Annotated in this window: 13 protein-coding genes; 10 read left to right on the top strand and 3 right to left on the bottom strand. The window is 46.9% G+C overall.

The features are described 5' to 3' along the window. Nucleotides 1-99: 99 nt before the first annotated feature. Nucleotides 100-2,568 carry an EAL domain-containing protein gene (locus MHB80_RS22235; RefSeq protein ID WP_341279031.1) on the top strand — a complete coding sequence of 823 codons (2,469 nt, stop codon included), beginning with the start codon at nucleotides 100-102 and terminating at the stop codon, nucleotides 2,566-2,568. A gap of 25 nt (nucleotides 2,569-2,593) precedes the next feature. After that, nucleotides 2,594-4,699, top strand: a complete 2,106-nt coding sequence (locus MHB80_RS22230; RefSeq protein WP_341279030.1) for an EAL domain-containing protein — start codon at nucleotides 2,594-2,596, stop codon at nucleotides 4,697-4,699. 253 nt (nucleotides 4,700-4,952) lie between these two features. Here the strand turns inward: MHB80_RS22230 and MHB80_RS22225 are convergent, their stop codons facing one another. From MHB80_RS22225 to MHB80_RS22215, 3 genes are all read right to left on the bottom strand, one after another. Next, nucleotides 4,953-5,177, bottom strand: coding sequence for a cysteine-rich CWC family protein (locus MHB80_RS22225; RefSeq protein ID WP_341279029.1), 225 nt, complete (start codon nucleotides 5,175-5,177; stop codon nucleotides 4,953-4,955). Between the two features lie 122 nt (nucleotides 5,178-5,299). After that, nucleotides 5,300-5,452 carry a DUF1540 domain-containing protein gene (locus MHB80_RS22220; protein WP_341279028.1) on the bottom strand — a complete coding sequence of 51 codons (153 nt, stop codon included), beginning with the start codon at nucleotides 5,450-5,452 and terminating at the stop codon, nucleotides 5,300-5,302. A gap of 162 nt (nucleotides 5,453-5,614) precedes the next feature. After that, nucleotides 5,615-5,950 (bottom strand): DUF1904 family protein, encoded by a 336-nt coding sequence (locus MHB80_RS22215; RefSeq protein WP_341279027.1) that lies wholly within the window; start codon nucleotides 5,948-5,950, stop codon nucleotides 5,615-5,617. A gap of 179 nt (nucleotides 5,951-6,129) precedes the next feature. Here MHB80_RS22215 and MHB80_RS22210 point away from each other — a divergent pair, with 179 nt between their 5' ends. The 8 genes from MHB80_RS22210 (at nucleotide 6,130) to MHB80_RS22175 (ending at nucleotide 17,519) form a co-directional block, all read left to right on the top strand. Further along, nucleotides 6,130-7,509, top strand: coding sequence for an aldehyde dehydrogenase (locus tag MHB80_RS22210; RefSeq protein WP_341279026.1), 1,380 nt, complete (start codon nucleotides 6,130-6,132; stop codon nucleotides 7,507-7,509). Between the two features lie 154 nt (nucleotides 7,510-7,663). After that, nucleotides 7,664-9,445, top strand: a complete 1,782-nt coding sequence (locus MHB80_RS22205) for a sensor histidine kinase (RefSeq protein ID WP_341279025.1) — start codon at nucleotides 7,664-7,666, stop codon at nucleotides 9,443-9,445. Next, nucleotides 9,420-10,208: a response regulator gene (locus tag MHB80_RS22200; RefSeq protein WP_341279024.1), complete on the top strand. Its 789-nt coding sequence runs from the start codon at nucleotides 9,420-9,422 to the stop codon at nucleotides 10,206-10,208. The genes MHB80_RS22205 and MHB80_RS22200 overlap by 26 nt, the downstream gene beginning before the upstream one ends. Nucleotides 10,209-10,318: 110 nt before the next feature. Further along, entirely contained in the window at nucleotides 10,319-11,644 is a 1,326-nt protein-coding gene (locus tag MHB80_RS22195) for an extracellular solute-binding protein (RefSeq protein WP_341279023.1), read from the top strand. A gap of 94 nt (nucleotides 11,645-11,738) precedes the next feature. After that, entirely contained in the window at nucleotides 11,739-12,620 is an 882-nt protein-coding gene (locus MHB80_RS22190) for a sugar ABC transporter permease (RefSeq protein WP_341279022.1), read from the top strand. 13 nt (nucleotides 12,621-12,633) lie between these two features. Further along, nucleotides 12,634-13,515: a carbohydrate ABC transporter permease gene (locus tag MHB80_RS22185; protein WP_341279021.1), complete on the top strand. Its 882-nt coding sequence runs from the start codon at nucleotides 12,634-12,636 to the stop codon at nucleotides 13,513-13,515. Nucleotides 13,516-13,733: 218 nt separating this feature from the next. Further along, nucleotides 13,734-15,449: an ABC transporter ATP-binding protein gene (locus MHB80_RS22180; protein WP_341279020.1), complete on the top strand. Its 1,716-nt coding sequence runs from the start codon at nucleotides 13,734-13,736 to the stop codon at nucleotides 15,447-15,449. A 732-nt stretch (nucleotides 15,450-16,181) separates the two neighbouring features. Further along, nucleotides 16,182-17,519, top strand: a complete 1,338-nt coding sequence (locus tag MHB80_RS22175; protein ID WP_341279019.1) for an LLM class flavin-dependent oxidoreductase — start codon at nucleotides 16,182-16,184, stop codon at nucleotides 17,517-17,519. Nucleotides 17,520-17,525 lie beyond the last annotated feature (6 nt).

Below are 17,525 nucleotides of genomic sequence, written 5' to 3'. Positions count from 1 at the left end.
TAGCTGCTTTAGTCTAAGCGAGCGTTTTTGCAACATTTATTATAATGGATTAAATTTACTGAAAATTTAAATATTTGCCAACTGAAATGAGGGAAAGAAATGGGGCATCTCCATGGCACCTATGATAGCTCACTAATTATTTTCTCCTACATTATTGCAGTACTTGCGTCTTTTGCAGCTTTGGATCTAGCCGAGAAGGTCGGTATTTCCTATGGCCGCAAACGCTGGATCGGCATTACGCTGGGCGCCGTTATTTTGGGAATGGGCATTTGGTCGATGCATTTTGTCGGCATGATGGCCTTTTCCCTGCCGGTCGTAGTAGCCTATGACCTGATCGTTGTACTGCTGTCGCTTCTCGCCGTCATCGTGGCCGCATTCGCTGCGCTCTATGTCATTGGAAGGGATGAATTGAAAACCGGCAGGCTGCTGGCAGGAGGATTGCTGCTGGCGACCGGTGTGTCGGTTATGCATTATGTAGGCATGGAGGCTATGCTGATTCAGATTCATTATGATCCGCTGCTGTTTTCACTTTCTATTTTTATTGCCTTTACCGCATCTGTTGCCGCTTTATGGCTCGTATTTTATTTTCGCAAGAGCAGCAAGCAGGTTATGTTTTGGAAAAAGCTAAGCGCAGGCATGATTATGGGAGCGGCTATCGCAGGCATGCATTATACAGGAATGATAGCGGCGACATTCAGCTCGAAAACTAAAACGGCGATCTTTTTTGAAATGGTACTGGAAAATAAGCTGCTGGCTTACGTCATTACAGCTGGAACGCTAATTACATGCTTGATGTCGCTGCTGGTCCTATTTGTCTCCAAACGGCTGGAGAGCAAGGAAACGCAGTTGGACGAGCATGAGAAGTGGTACAAGTCGTTATTCGACAACAATTTAGATGGCATTATTACCGTTAATATTCAAGGCCAGATTATTGGCTTAAATCCAATTGCATTGGAAATTACAGGCTTAAAAAGCGAGCAGCTGCTCCATCAGCCTATAAATCTGTTTTTGCCATATATTGTGCCAGACCAGCTGGATCATACAGTAGCGATGTTTACGAAAGCTTTTCAAGGTGAAGCCCAGCGGTATACATCTGCCATATTGCGAAATGGTGAGGAGCGCGTTGATATTAGCGTTGTAAGCGCTCCGGTTGTTGTGGGCGGTGCTGTTGTAGGTATTTACGTCATCGCCAAAGATATTTCAGAGGAGAAGCAGGCTGAGGAAAAGGTGAAGTATTTAGCCTTTCACGATGAGCTGACGGGCTTGCCGAACCGCAGAATGTTCAATCAGGTGCTGGAAGAAGAAATTGAGAAAACAAAACCGGCAGAGGTGGAAACGAACGAAAACGACCCTGTTTTTGCCATCATGGTGCTGGATATCGACCGGTTCAAAATGATAAACGACTCGTTAGGTCATTCTTATGGCGACCTGTTCCTTCAAGAAATGGGCAACCGAATCCTCAGCAGTGTAGACGGCTATAATGTGCTGCTTGCCCGAATGGGCGGTGATGAATTTACCCTGCTGGTGCCTCATTCAGATGCAGGCATTGTGACGGAAATTGCCGAGAAAATTATTCATGCTATCCAGCTTCCGTATCGTCTCAAGGAAAGCGACTTTTATGTTTCGGCCAGCATCGGCATTGCTTTATACCCGCAGCATGGAATGGATACGAGCCAATTGCTTAAAAATGCAGATACGGCAATGTACGAAGTGAAGAAAAAAGGAAAAAATGGTTATCAGTATTATTCGGCTGAGCTCAATGACAAGCTGGTCAATAAAATTGAGCTCGAAGGCGACTTGCGAAAAGCGGTGGAGCAGGGTGAGCTTGAGCTTTACTACCAGCCCCAAATTAGAGCCGAGGATGAGCAAATGATTGGAATTGAGGCGCTTGTCCGCTGGAACCATCCAACGAAAGGCGTACTGTCGCCAGGCATTTTTATTCCGATTGCGGAGGAAACGGGCATTATTTATGAGCTTGGAACTTGGGTGCTCCGGGAAGCCTGCCGTCAAATGCGAAAATGGCATTTAGCGGGCGGACCGCTCATTCCTGTTTCAGTCAATTTATCCTCGCAGCAATTTCATCAGCCGTATTTGGCCGATTACGTGAAGGATATTTTGCGGGAGACGGGGCTTGAACCGCATTTTTTAGAGCTGGAAATTACCGAAAGCATGATGATGGACGCATCGGTATCGACACCTATTTTGAACCAGCTCAATGAATTTGGCGTTCGGATTAGTCTCGATGATTTTGGAACGGGCTACAGCTCGCTTAGCTATTTGAAGATGTTCCCGATTCACAAGGTGAAAATCGATCGTTCCTTTATCCGCGATATTACGGAAAATGACAATGATAAGGCCATTGTATCCACCATTATTTCCATGGCCCAGCATTTAAATATGGAGGTTATTGCCGAGGGCATTGAAACGAAAGCCCAGCTGGACATTTTAACTGATAAAGACTGTGAGAAGATACAAGGCTATTATTTCAGCCGTCCTTTGTCCGCTATTGATGTAGAAGAGGGATTTTTCATACCTAGTCGCCAAGAGAAAACAGCATTTCATTCCTGATTCAGCAGACAGCGGAGGTGGTAAGGTGGACTATTGGAAGAAATCTTTGCCAAATATGTATAAGCAGTTTCCTGAGCCGATTATAACAATAGGAGAAAACGGCTTCATTCTTCATATGAATGAGGCTGCTAAAAAATATCAGCGGGAGGCTATCCGCGATTTGCTTCCGGGAGCCAGATTGTCAAAGCTGAGACGAATAACGGAGGAGGAGGGAGCAAGGCTTGAGCAATTTTTGAGCCGGTCAGATGGCACCTGTTCCGAGCGCCATTTTTTATATTTTGACGATTTAGATGGGGAAGTTATCAGTTGGGAGCTGTATAAGCTCCCTTATGATGCAAGCAGCCGCAGCTTAGGCAGCCATCTTCTCATTCGGGATCGTTCGGAATCGGTTAGGCAGCAGAAGGAAAGTGAAGCTATTAGGGCATGTTACAACGAGCTGCTGGGCTTGTACATAGATCCCATTGTTATTCATCAGGACTCCAAAATCGTGTTCATTAACGATGTGGCTGAGCAAACGATTGGCGGGACCAGCGAACAGCTGATTGGCCAGGATGTTTTTCGCTTTATTCATCCGAGTGATTGGGATATCGTAGCCGAGCGAATAAAAATGATGCGTCAGACGAAGCAGCGCTCCAATATAGAGGAAATTAGGCTGATCAGCTTTCGCAATGAGGTATTTGAGGTTGAGACGATGAGTAAAATGATTGACCATAACGGCCGTCCAGCGGTTTTGACGATCATACGAGATAATAGCGCCCGTAAAAAAGCAGAGCGCGAAATGATTCACCAGACTTTTCATGATTCTTTAAGCGGTCTGCCGAACCGTCTCCAGTTCAATCAGCAGTTGTCGAAAATGATTGAGCGCAGTAGTGCAGGTTTTAACGATGGGAGCAAGCAGATTTCCCGTTTTGCCGTCATGGTGCTCGATCTTGACCGTTTCAAAAATATTAACGATTCACTTGGACATGCCTACGGGGATGTGTTCCTGAAGGAGATGGGCAGTCGTATTCAATCTTGTGTTAGAGACAGTGAAACTTTAGTAGCCCGTATGGGAGGAGATGAATTTACGTTATTAATTAATCGCTTTCAGGATGAGCAGCAGCTTGCGCTGCTGGCAGGAAGGATTACGGCTGCCATTCAGCAGCCCTACCGCCTGAAGGACACCGATTTTTATACGACGGTCAGCATTGGAATTGCCGTCTATCCGGACAATGGACAGGATACGGTACAACTGCTTAAAAATGCCGATACCGCGATGTATGAAGTGAAGCGCAACGGTAAAAACGGGTATCAGTTTTATTCGTATGAATTTAATGAGCAGCTGCAGCTCAGGCTGGAGCTGGAAAACGAGCTGCGCAAGGCGATGGAGCGCGAGGAATTTAGATTGTACTACCAGCCGCAAATCAGCTCCGCCGACAATCGGATGATTGGCGTTGAAGCGCTGATCAGATGGGAGCATCCTACCAAAGGCATTATATCGCCTGGTGTATTCATTCCGGTGGCTGAAGAAAGCGACTTGATTTACAGCATTGGCGAGTGGACGATGCGCGAGGCTTGCAGGCAAATGAAAAAGTGGCATGATGAGGGTGTTTTTTTCGCATCGGTATCCGTCAATTTATCGGCAAGACAGTTTCTTCAGCCGAATCTGGTTCAGCAAATTCATGTCATTTTAGAAGAGACGGGGCTTGATCCGAGCTTTCTAGTGCTGGAAATTACCGAGAGCATGATGATGGACGCCTCGCATTCCATTGGGATATTAAATGAATTAAATAGCACTGGCGTTAAAATCAGCCTCGATGATTTCGGGACGGGCTACAGCTCGCTCAGCTACTTAAAGCATTATCCAATATATAAGCTGAAAATAGACCGTTCCTTCATCATCGATATTACAACGGATGAGAGCGATCAAGCGATTGTCGCCACGATTATTTCCATGGCCAAGCATTTAAAAATGGAGGTCATAGCGGAAGGCATTGAAACGAAGGAGCAGCTCGATTTTCTGACCAGTCATGACTGCAAGGAAATTCAAGGCTACTATTATTGCCGTCCGCTGCCAGCCCAAGTGCTGGAGGAAAAGTATTTAACGATTCAAGCGGAAAATGATGGCATATGGGGCGATTTGAAGCATTGAGACAGTCGTTTACGCTTGAAATATAGGAAAGGGATATGATGTGTCGATCTCTTCTCTATATTTCTCGGAATGAAACGCGCCGCGCCGTCAAAGGATGGCGCCAGCCGTTTCACCTTGAAATATAGGAAAGGATATGATGTTTTCATCCTGTCTCTCTATTTCTCGGACTGAAACGCGCTGCCCCGCCAATGGACGGCGTCAGCCGTTTCACCTTGAAATATAGGAAAGGATATGATGTTTTCATCCTGTCTCTCTATTTCTCGGACTGAAACGCGCTGCCCCGCCAATGGATGGCGCCAGCCGTTTCACCTTGTTTGACGCAGTTTTGGCAGACGCACGACTGGTTGCGCTGTTCAGGCGGTATTTGTTCAAGCAGGCTTTGCGGAACGCGCTCACGGAAGCACCAGCAGGAGTGGGGCGCGAGCCCTGCTTCTATGGCGCAGCCGTTTGGCCCGCCGCATAATGGACATTTTTTCATGGAGGAAAGCCCCTTTCTTCTAAGGGTCAAAAAAAATTAATTAAAATGCTTGATAATAATAATCATTATTGGTAAAATACATAAAGAAAGAAGGGACCGCAACATCCCTTCCATCAGATCAGTTATTTAATTTCGAAAGTTCGGCAATCTGTTTCGCTCGCTTCGTGCGCCATATCTGCGCTATTGCTAACGATATAGATTGATGAAGCGCTGCATTTGTTGTCATCTACCCAATGACGGCAAGAGTCGACTTCGCACAATACGTCTTTAGCCATTACTATCACCTCCCATGGTTAGTAGTCGGTGCACAAATATAAAGCTTATTGACCTCTTATTGGCGTAAGGGGTTATTTGTGCTTTGTAGATAGTTACCCGTCCATCTTACCAAATGAAACCATCATTTACAACCTGTCCAATCAAGCAGCAGGCATGTGCTATCAGGTGCTATAAGGCTTGCCCTCTATATAATAAGCACTCTCTTTATAGGTCCGAAATGCGATCTCTGCTTCCCCCGACTCAAGCTTCTCCATATAACGGTGTACAATAGCGGCAAAGCGGTCCCGGACCTCCTGTCCGCGCTCAAACCAGCCAATTTCAATAAAAGGGAACGAACGATCATGGGCAAGCCCCCCGTAAATAGAAGTGGTTGCAAGGCACTCTATTGTGAAATTGTCTACTCCGCAATCACAGAGGACGGCGAGCTCTTGAACGAGCTCAGGAGCGAGGCTGCGCAAGCCAGGGGCAGGCACACCGCGAAATAATAAATGAGGCATATGATAAGTTCTCCTTTCAGTTATAATAGCTTAAGCTTTTTATGCTGCTGTACTTTATTTACCAGCCTACAAGTTTATCAGTTAAAAGTGCATAACTTGCAGTCTACTATAAAGCAAGTTACCTTTATCTTAACAGAAATTTCTATTTAGCAGGGTTCATTGCAAGGAAAGGATGCAAGATGATGAAAACAATAACGATGGCTGAAGTCGTTGCGGGGCAGAGAAAATGGTTTGAAAGCGGCAAGACACGCTCGGTTGATGCGTGTATTCAGAAGCTGGAAAAGCTGCGTGAGGTGATGCAAAAGCATGAGCAGAAGCTGCTGGCAGCTTTAAAGACGGATTTAAATAAATCAGAGTTTGATGCGTATGCGATGGAGCTTGGCCTCATTTATACGGAATTTAGGCATACCATTAAGCATATAAGGGGCTGGGCGAAGCCGAGGCGCATCAAAACAGCGATGACGCATATAGGCAGCACCAGCAAAGTTATTTCTGAGCCCTATGGCGTAGCAGCTGTTATTGCACCGTGGAACTATCCGGTCCAGCTTGCGCTTGTTCCACTAATTGGAGCCATTGCAGCCGGTAATACCGTCGTTTTGAAGCCATCAGAGCTTGCACCGAATGTAGCCGATACGTTGGCGGTGATCATAGCGGAAGCCTTTGAGCCGGAGTGGGCAACGACGGTATTGGGGGATGCAGCGGTAAGCACGGAGCTGCTGGCTGAGAAGCTCAATTATATCTTTTTTACCGGGAGCGTTGGCGTAGGCAAAATCGTAATGACGGCAGCAGCTCAGCATTTGACGCCGGTTACGCTGGAGCTGGGGGGCAAGAGTCCCTGTATCGTGCATAAGGATGCGAATCTGGCACTCGCAGCGAAGCGAATTGCATTTGGCAAGTTTACAAACGCTGGACAAACCTGCGTTGCACCGGATTATTTATACGTTCACCGTGAGGTGAAGGAGCGCTTCGTCAAGCTGCTGAAGGCTGCGATTGAAGAGTTGTACGGCAGCGAGCCGCTCCATAATGACAGCTACACGCATATTATTAGCGATCGGCACTTTGCAAGGCTTGCCGACTTTATGAATGACGGACGCATTATCATTGGCGGGGAGAAGGATGCTGGGCGCCGGGTCATTACGCCAACGGTGCTGGAGGGCTTGGACTGGCAGGCGCCAGTTATGCAAGAGGAGATTTTTGGCCCGCTGCTTCCGCTCCTTGAGTTTGATTCGATTGAGGAGGTCATGTCGGCTGTTGCCGCTCGTTCGCACCCGCTTGCGTTGTATTTGTTTACGGAAAGCACAGCTGTTCAGCAGCAGGTTACAAGGGGATTGTCCTTTGGAGGCGGCTGCATTAACGATACATTAATGCATATGGCGTCGCCGCATTTGCCTATTGGCGGAGTAGGGGACAGCGGCATGGGCAGCTATCATGGGGAGAAGACCTTTTACACTTTCTCTCACCAGAAAAGCTTGCTTAAGCAAACAACACGCTTTGACATGCCATTCCGCTATCCGACGTCCAAGTGGGGCAAGAAGCTGATTCGCAAGCTGCTCCGATAATTGCAATCGTAAAACCTCCTGAAATTTAGGAGGTTTTTTTAATACAAAGAAGACTTTGCTGCTTAGGCATCTGCTATATGAAATTAATGGAAAACGAGGTAGAATATATGGGCGAACGATAGGACGGAATAGAGAATAGAAAGGAATGTAGCTCTTGAAGAAGCTAGGGCAGTTGAATACGCTGCGCAACCAGATATTAATTGGGTTTATGCTTGTTATGGTTATTGTGCTGGCATCGGTCGGCTACTTTATGTATGGCCAGGTATCCGTGCTCTTGCGAAACAGCGCGGAGAAGCATATTCAACAGACTGCCGTTCAAGCTATGGGGAAGCTTGACGTGCTTCTGGGACAAATCGATACGCTTACCGCGCAGGTGGCTACGAATGCGTCTATCCAGCGATTATTGACGCGGGAAATCGCTGGCAAGCCGATCCGCTTTGAGGAGCGTCAGTCGCTGCAGCAGGAAGCCCGAAAATATGAAGCGTATGTCACGGGTATCCGGGCACTTGAAATGTACAGCAGCGATTATAGAAGGCTGTTTCCGCTAGATGATATTAGTCTGGAAAGCCGGGTGCCGAAGGAGTGGATTGAACAAGCAGATAGCGGAAAAGGACGCTTGGTTTGGCTTGGCTTTGACCCACAGGATGCAAACGTTGTCATTGCTATTCGCCATATACGTTTAGTGGACCGTTCTTTCATCCATGCTGGCTATTTAGTCGTTCATATTGAAAAAAGCTATTTTGAGCTCACAGCTGCCGTAACGGAAAATGAGAATGAAACGCGGGAGCATATGGCTCTATTTGATGGGGCGGGCCAAGAAATTTTTTCTGATTTAGCTATGGATGCAGGTGAGGGAAATATTCTTAATCATGGCGGAGAAACGATTACGGTGGGCGATGAATCGTATATAGCGATTGAGCAGCAATCGAAGGAGACGGGGTGGAAGCTGGCCATATTGACACCTGTAAATTATGCAACGGCAGGTATTTCAGTTCTACGGACGGCTATTCTTGTATCTGGTGCGGTCGGGGGTTTGTTGTTTCTGGTCTTGAGCTTTATTTTGTCAACGATGATTACTCGGCCGATATTAAACTTGATTAAAGCGATGCGCGGTGCGAGATTGGGCACGTTGAAAGCGAACCCGAATACCGCCTCAACCATGGAGATTAATGAGCTCAACAATACATATAACCAAATGGTCGATTCCTTGAATGAACTAATTGAGGTGGTATACCAGAAGGAAATTATACAGAGTAGAACTGAACTGAAAGCACTGCAAGCCCAAATTAATCCTCACTTTCTGTTTAATACATTGGAAGCGTTTTATTGGGAGCTTGATGATAAAGGGGAAGAGGACCTCGCACAAATTGTAGTCGCCATGTCAGGCTTGTTCCGTTATGTGATCAACCGAACTGAGGATGATGAGTGGGTTACGATAGGTGATGAAATGGATCATGCAGAACGTTATTTAAGAATTATGGAGATGCGGATGGTTGACAGGCTGTCGTGGCGAATAGAGGCTGCAGAGGCGTGCAGGACTGTACCCGTGCCCAAACTATTAATTCAACCGCTCGTAGAGAACGCTATCCTGCATGGAATTGAGCAGCGACTCGGGCCGGGGACTGTTGTTCTTCGTGCCGAGCCTTCAAGCCGGGAAGGGTTTACGCGAGTGATTATAACGGACGATGGACCGGGCATGGACGCAGCCGCAGTGGAGTCTCTCCAAGCATTCATGAAAGAAGGTTATGCGAGCAGCTTCAAAGGGACAGGTGTTGGCGTGTCCAATGTGGAGCGTAGATTGAGGCTTTATTATCATGCAGCTGGAAGCGGGCTGGACATTGCGAGCGAGCCTGGTTGCGGAACTTCCGTTACGTTTGAGATACCTAATAAATTGGAAGGGAATGGAATAAATGAAGACCATCTTAATCGTAGATGATGAACCTAGAACAAGGCAGGGAATTCGCAAAACGCTGGAAGCGTGGTCCTGCGGCCGACATCGAATCGAAATGGCATCCAGCGGAGTGGAGGCTTTAGCTTGGTTGCAGCAAAATGAAGCTCATCTGCTCGTGACCGATATTAGAATGCCGGAGGTGGGAGGCCTGGAGCTGGTCGAACGATTAAGCGCGATGACTCTTCCCCCTGTGGTTATTGTTATTTCCGGGCATCCCGAATTCGATTATGCTCAGAAAGCACTTCAGCTTGGGGTCGTCTCATATTTGCTAAAACCACTGGTTAAAGAAAAATTAGTGCAAGCAGTCGAGCTGGCTTTGAAAAGGGAAGAAGAGATAAGCCGGATGGTGAGAATGGAGAAACTTTTTGACCCCAAATTACTAGGTACGGTGCAAGAGGAGAAGCAGTACAGCATTCAGGTGCGTGATGCGCTCCGCCATATCGATGATCATCTGAGCGAACAGGTTTCTATGCGTGCAGTTGCAGATCATTTGCATATGAATGCCAGCTACTTCAGCGTTCTGTTTAAAGAGCAGACAGGTCTCACCTTCAGCGACTATTTGAGTCGCAGACGAGTGCAGCGGGCCAAGGAACTGCTGGTCAATACGAGAGACTCGATTGCGGAAATTTCAGAGCAGGTGGGCTACCAAACAGCAAAATATTTTGTCAAAGTGTTTCGTTCCATAGAGGGCACTAGTCCAAGGCAGTATCGTCAAAACGTCTCTCATTCTGAAAAAATGATCCAATAATTATGGTATTACTCCCAATGCTTATGTCCTTACGGCTTGCTAAAAGTGTTGCTACAATCTAATTAAAGCGGTATTAATACGCTTACATTAGGATTAAAGGGGATGTAAACGTGTTCAAGAAAAAAGGATTGATGCTCTTATTGGCGTTTTGCCTGGTTCTGGTAGCAGCTGGTTGCGGCACAAACAGTAATGAAAGCAGCAGTGGCAGTAAGGAGACAGCAGGCGAGAGCGGTGAGCAGGTCACGATTAACTTTATGCATTTATGGCCGGAGGGTGTGTCAGCAGGCCAAAACAAAATCGTAAATCAAATCATTAAAGCCTATCAGGATGAGCATACGAATGTGACGATCAAGCAAGAAGTGCTGGATAACGAGCAATATAAAAACAAGCTGAAGGTGCTTTCGGCATCCAATAAACTGCCGGATGTCGGTGTAACGTGGGCGGCCGGGTTCTTGCAGCCGTACGTGGAAGGAAAGCTGTTTACACCTGTAGACGACTTGCTTAGCGGCGAGCTGAACGGCAAGTTCGTATCCGGTACGACAGAGGCATATGCGATTGACGGTAAAACGTACGCGCTCCCACTTGAATTCAACATTGCTCCGGTTTACTATAATAAATCCTTATTCGAGAAATACAAGCTTGAAATCCCGCAAACCTACGAGGAATTAAAGGCTATTGCAAAAACACTGTCCGAAAATGGAATTGCGCCGATTGCGCTTGGCAACAAGGACCGTTGGACGGGGTCGCTCTGGTATATGTACCTAGCTGATCGAATCGCCGGGCAGCAGACATTATCCGGAGCGATAAACGGCGAAGGAGCCTTTACAGACGAAGGATTGCTGCAAGCAGCGACTGAAGTACAGACACTAGTAGACAGCAATGCGTTCGTGAAGGGTTTCAACGGTTTGTCCAATGAGGAAGCAAAGTCGGAGTTTCTGAATGGCAAAGCTGCCATGTATATGATGGGCACATGGGAGCTGCCAAACTTTACGACAAATGAAGATATCCCGAAAGAATTTCGCGACAGTGTTGGTTTCTTTAAATTCCCGAAAGTTGAGGGCGGAAAAGGCGACATTAACAGCTGGGTAGGGGGTCCGGGTGTCGGTCTATTCGTATCCGAAAATTCTGCGGTAAAAGCGGAAGCGAAAGCATTCGTCGAATACTTTGTAACTCAGTGGGGAGAGCAAGCGGTGACTGGGGCGGGCGTTATTCCTGCGACTAAAGTGGATACATCCAGCATGGAGCTGCCGCAGCTTTACATTGATTTATTTAATGAAATGAATCAAGCAAGCAGCATTACCTTATTTGCAGATGTTCAAATGCAGGCGAGTGCAGCCGAAACTCATCTGAATATGATTCAAGCTCTGTTTGGAAAGGCAGTGACGCCTGAGAAATTCTCGGAAGAGCATGATAAAGCCATTTCCGAAGGGAAATAATCTCCCTTAAGATTGATCGGTGGAAGACATAACTGCGGGCAAGTCCCGAATATGTCTTCCGCTCATTCATCATGAAGGAAAGGAGTCGGCCCAATTGGACAAAGTGCTTTCGAACAAAAAAATAATTGCTTTATACGTGCTGCCGTCTCTGTTATTAATATTAGCTATTGTTTATATTCCGATTGTGTTAACCGCTTATTACGGTTTGAATGAATGGAATGGCATTGGTGCGATGACCTTCGTTGGGTTGGATAATTACCTTGCTTTGTTCAAGGATGAAACTTTCTGGAACAGCGCGTGGCATTCTTTGCTGCTTGCCGTTTTCTCGGGAATGAGCCTTCTGCTCTACCTTATTGTAGCAATGGTGTTAGCCGCGCGAATCAAAGGAGCTCAATTATTTCGCAAAATCTATCTCATCCCTATGCTTCTATCATCGGTAGCGATTGCGCAGCTTTGGCTCAAAATCTATCATCCAACTAACGGCGTGCTGAACAGCATCCTGGAATCACTTGGGTTTGCCAACCCTCCCGCATGGCTAGCTGAGTCATCGCTCGTATTGTTTGCTTTATTTATTCCGATTTTGTGGCAGTATGCGGGTTTTTATATTTTGATTTATTATGCGGCTCTGAAAAATATTCCGGCATCTCTTGAGGAAGCGGCCAGGATTGACGGAGCGAATGCCCTGCAAATTGCTTGGAAAATTAAGCTGCCGCTTGTGATGGAAGTGATTAAAGTAACGATTGTACTGGCTGTTGTGGGCTCTTTGAAATATTTTGATTTGATCTTTGTTATGACAGACGGCGGTCCCAATGGGGCGAGCGAAGTTATGGCCTCTTACATGTATCATGAAGCATTTCGAGCCTACGATTTTGGATATGGCAGCGCAATCGGCTTTTTTCTGCTGGTCATTTGTCTGGCTGTCACTTGGGTCATTCGCAAATTAACGGCCTCAAAGGATACGATTCAATACTCGTAAGGAGGAAGACTTCATGGTTACTGGGAATATCAGAATTCGGAGTGAGCTGTCGGAAGCAAAACCGGGGATCGGCATCAGGCTGGGGTATAGCGTTTTATATGCCGTTTTAATTGTGGTTGCGGCGCTGCAGCTATTTCCTCTTGTCTGGCTGTTGTTTTTCTCTCTTAAAAACAATCAGGAAGTATTTAATCTCCCGCCTTTGTCTCTGCCGATGAATCCTCGATGGGAAAACTATGAGAAGGTTTGGAGCGCCGGGAACATTGATGTTTATTTTTTTAACAGCGTCTGGATCACCGTTTCAGCTACGTTAATAACTGTGCTGCTGGGCAGTTTAGTCACTTATGCCGTCACAAGAATGAGATGGAAGGGCAGCTCGCTTGTACTGGGATTATTCATGGTGGCCATGATGATTCCGGTTCATTCCACGCTAATCCCGCTGTTCAGCCTGTTTAATAAAGTGGGGCTAACGGATCATCCCCTGTCTCTGATTTTATCTTATGTTGCTTTCAACATGCCGATTACGATCATGATTCTGCTCGGGTTCTACTATGCGCTACCGCGCGAGGTGGAGGAAGCCGCTATAATTGACGGCTGCTCGGTCAATCGGATGTTCGTCCAGATCGTACTCCCGATGACAAGCTCCGTGCTTGCTACAACGGCGATCATCAACATGATTTACAACTGGAATGAATTTATTTTTGTTAACACGTTTATTAGCTCTGATTCTTATAAAACATTGACTGTCGGCGTGCAAAATTTTATCGGTCAGTACACGACGGATTGGGGGGCAATCGGAGCCACTCTTATGATTAGCATTCTTCCGATTTTGATTACGTTTCTGTTCCTCAGCAACCGTATTGTTGAAGGGATTGCGGCGGGTTCGGTTAAAGGGTAAACGATTAAATAATTTTAAGACCTAATTTTAATGTAGGTCTTTTTTTGTTTTTTTTATATTGTGAAAGTGGATGTATTATTTTTTTGTTCATCTCCATTTTGTCCATTGCTTTAAAAATAAGGCTGCGATAAACTGGAAAGGCTGATAATTATAATCATTATCAGTATTGGATTGTTTTCCAATAAGGCTTACCATTATGACAGAAGAGGAATGATGACATGCTTCGCCGTTTTTTTGACTATTACCGACCTTATAAGGGGTTGTTCATACTGGACTTCTCCTGCGCGGTGTTTGCAGCTTTGCTGGAGCTGGTGTTCCCGCTTGCCTTGAACCGGGTCGTGGATGATTTGCTGCCTTCGGGCAATTGGAAATGGATTTTATGGTCCTGTGTGGGCCTGATTGGTATTTATGTAGTAAGTGCGTTCCTCCATTATGTGGTGACGTATTGGGGGCATAAGCTCGGCATTCAAATAGAGTCGGATATGCGCAGCAAGCTGTTCAACCATATTCAGAAGCTATCGTTCCGTTTCTTCGACAATAATAAGACGGGGCATCTTGTATCTCGGATGACGAATGACCTGATGGATATTGGGGAAATTGCCCACCACGGGCCGGAGGACATGTTTATTGCCATTATGACGCTGCTGGGCGCATTCGGGCTCATGCTGACCATCAACTGGCAGCTGGCGGTGCTGACGTTTATTATTATTCCGCTGATGGTCTACTTGTCGCTGTATTTCAGCCGCAAGATGTCCAAGGCGTTCCATCGAATGTTTTCCGATATTGCCGACTATAATGCCCGCGTTGAAAATACAGTTAGCGGCATTCGCGTCGTTCAAGCGTTCTCCAACGAGAAGCATGAAGTGGATCAATTTGAAGTGAACAATGGTCGTTTTCTGCAAACGAAGCTGGTCGCTTACCGTGTTATGGCTTGGAACTCATCGATCAGCTACATACTGATGAAATTTGTTTCCTTGTTTGTACTCGCTTGCGGTACTTGGTTCGTGATTCAAGGCCAAATGACGTTCGGTGAATTTATGGCATTTGTCCTGCTTTCCAATGTGTTTCTTGGTCCAATTGAAAAAATCAACTCGGTTATTGAGACGTATCCGAAGGGAATTGCTGGCTTTAAGCGTTATTTGGAGCTGCTCGAAACCGAGCCGGATATTGAGGATGCGCCGGATGCCAAGGTGATTAGCCGCTTGGAGGGAGAAATTACGTTCCGCGATGTATCCTTTGGTTATGAGGAAGGCAAATCGATTTTGAATCATATTGATTTAACTGTGAAAACAGGAGAGACGGTAGCTCTTGTTGGTCCATCGGGAGCCGGCAAAACCACGATATGCAGCCTGCTGCCGCGCTTCTATGAGGTTACAGACGGGGCGATTGAAATTGACGGCCTCGACATTCGGAAAATTAAGCTGGATTCACTGCGCGGCCAAATCGGTATCGTGCAGCAGGATGTGTTCTTGTTTGATGGCACCATTCGCGAAAATATTGCTTACGGCAAGCTGAATGCTACCGAAGAAGAAATTTGGGAGGCGGCTCGCAGAGCACAGCTGGAAGAGCTTATTCTTTCGCAGGGCCAAGGAATGGACACGCTGATCGGCGAACGCGGCGTTAAATTGTCAGGCGGACAGAAGCAGCGCCTTTCCATTGCCCGCATGTTCCTGAAAAATCCGCCAATCCTTATTCTTGATGAAGCGACCTCGGCGCTTGATACGGCCACGGAAGCAGCTATTCAGCAGGCGCTGGCTGAGCTGTCCAAAGGGCGCACGACGCTCGTTATTGCGCATCGTCTTGCGACGATCAAAAATGCTGACCGCATCGTTGTCGTTACGGAGGAAGGCATTAAAGAGCAGGGCAGCCATGATGAGCTGCTGGCCATTAAAGGCGTATATAACCGCCTGCATAAAGCGCAGTTCGGCGCTTAGCAGAGGCTACTGGACACTAACTAGAGACTAACAACGTAAGTAGATGGCAAAAAAATGGCTCAGCATGAGGGAATTAATCTCATGCTGAGCCATTTTTCATTTCACATTAAGCTTGGGGAGCCGAAGCATGCGATTGTTGCAGAACCTAAGAACGCTTGGGCTGCACCCTCCTTTTTTTGAGGGACTGAGGTTCCGCTATTCTGGCTGCTGCGACGAGTTCAGGCGGTAAGCGGACAGGAAATCCGCTATGGATCTCATTATCTCCACAAAATGGAAATGAGCAGTGCATTAGCGGCTCCTGAGTCAGCAACTTGTGCCACAACCCATGATTCTATTGAAATAGCTGCTGCTGTGTCCACCAAGTGTATCTATGTGGCGCTACATTTAATCAGCAGCTGGCTCGCATACGATCTCAAGCCCAATCCCGCGTTAATGGATCATTGAAGTTCCACATTGCATCTTCCAGATGGAAGCGGCTTCCACCTTTTGCTCCTTACGATGCGGCAAATCGTTTCTTTGGATTAAACGTCGTCTGTGCTCAGTAGAAAAATCCGCGAGCCTGAATATTCCTCTAGCTGTGCAGCATTGATTTTTTTTATGCCAAAATAGAAAAGCTCTATTGGCTTTTATTCGGCAAACGATGGTAAACTCGTTTCAATCATTATTAAATACGACAAAACCACTAGGAATAATAAAAAATTAGAAGCGAACAACCAACAGGAGGGAACAATCATGACCACAACTAAAAAGAGACAATTGAAGCTAGGCGCTATTTTGCACGGAGTAGGCGGGAATATTGCTGGATGGAGACATCCAGACGCACAGCCTGACGCAAGTGTTAATATTGAATTTTACAAGCAGCAGGCGCAGAAGGCAGAAGCGGGCAAGCTTGATTTTGTATTCATTGCTGATGGCTTATATATTAATGAAAAATCCATTCCCCACTTTTTAAACCGCTTTGAGCCATTGACGATTTTATCTGCGCTTGGTGCGGTTACATCGAAGATTGGCCTAGTCGGTACGCTTTCTACTTCCTATAGCGAGCCTTTCACTGTAGCGAGACAATTTAGCTCGCTTGATCATATTAGCGGCGGCCGTGCAGGCTGGAACATCGTAACATCGCCGCTTGAAGGCTCAGCGAAAAACTTTGGCAAGACGGAGCATCCCGACCACCCGACACGTTACCGGATTGCAAATGAATATTTGGAAGTGACGCGGGGGCTGTGGGATTCATGGGAGGATGACGCTTTTGTTCGCGATAAAGAAAGCGGCCAGTTTTTTGACCCGGAAAAGCTGCACACCTTGAACCATAAAGGCGAGTTTTTCTCGGTGCAGGGGCCGCTGAATATTTCCAGATCGAAGCAGGGGCATCCGGTTATTTTTCAAGCAGGCTCGTCGGAGGATGGCAAAAACTTCGCTTCTAAAGTAGCGGATGCGGTATTTGCCCATTTTGAATCTATCGAGCAGGGCAAGCAATTTTATGATGATGTGAAAGGCCGTGCTGCTGCGCATGGACGCTATTCGGAGGATATCGCGATTTTGCCAGGCATTGCGCCAATCATTGGGGCGACGGATGAAGAAGCAGAACGCAAATATCAGGAGCTGGCGCAGCTTGTAAATATTGAGAAGGCGCTCGATTACTTGGGACGTTATTTTGACCACCATGACTTTTCACAATATCCGCTTGATGAGCCGTTCCCGGAGCTGGGCGAAATTGGACTAAACAGCTTCCGCAGCACGACGGACCGTATCAAACGGCAGGCGAAGGAAGGCGGCTTGACACTTCGCCAGGTGGCGCTTCAAGAAACGACGCCAAGGCCGACGTTCATCGGCACGCCAGAGAGAGTAGCGGATCAAATTCAGCAATGGTTTGAGCAGGGGGCGGTAGACGGCTTTATTGTCGGATCCTCTATCCCGACGGGACTGACGGAGTTTGTTGATCAGGTTGTGCCGATTTTGCAGGAGCGCGGATTGTTCCGTGAGGAATATGAGCATGACACGCTGCGCGGACATCTCGGCGTACCTGTGCCGGAAAACCGTTATGCCAAAACCAAGGTGACGACCGTATAGGAAGGG

This window comes from Paenibacillus sp. FSL H8-0537, assembly GCF_038051995.1.
In the GTDB taxonomy this organism is placed as follows: Bacteria; Bacillota; Bacilli; order Paenibacillales; family Paenibacillaceae; genus Pristimantibacillus.
This window is presented reverse-complemented; position numbering and strand designations above follow the sequence as displayed.

Bases quoted from the DNA above. Each gene is read 5' to 3' on its own strand.
- MHB80_RS22215 (WP_341279027.1), bottom strand. From the start codon at position 5,950: ATGCCTCATTTATTATTTCGCGGTGTGCCTGCCCCTGGCTTGCGCAGC.
- MHB80_RS22185 (WP_341279021.1), top strand. From the start codon at position 12,634: ATGGTTACTGGGAATATCAGAATTCGGAGTGAGCTGTCGGAAGCAAAA.
- MHB80_RS22220 (WP_341279028.1), bottom strand. From the start codon at position 5,452: ATGGCTAAAGACGTATTGTGCGAAGTCGACTCTTGCCGTCATTGGGTA.
- MHB80_RS22180 (WP_341279020.1), top strand. From the start codon at position 13,734: ATGCTTCGCCGTTTTTTTGACTATTACCGACCTTATAAGGGGTTGTTC.
- MHB80_RS22210 (WP_341279026.1), top strand. From the start codon at position 6,130: ATGATGAAAACAATAACGATGGCTGAAGTCGTTGCGGGGCAGAGAAAA.
- MHB80_RS22225 (WP_341279029.1), bottom strand. From the start codon at position 5,177: ATGAAAAAATGTCCATTATGCGGCGGGCCAAACGGCTGCGCCATAGAA.
- MHB80_RS22200 (WP_341279024.1), top strand. From the start codon at position 9,420: ATGAAGACCATCTTAATCGTAGATGATGAACCTAGAACAAGGCAGGGA.
- MHB80_RS22175 (WP_341279019.1), top strand. From the start codon at position 16,182: ATGACCACAACTAAAAAGAGACAATTGAAGCTAGGCGCTATTTTGCAC.
- MHB80_RS22235 (WP_341279031.1), top strand. From the start codon at position 100: ATGGGGCATCTCCATGGCACCTATGATAGCTCACTAATTATTTTCTCC.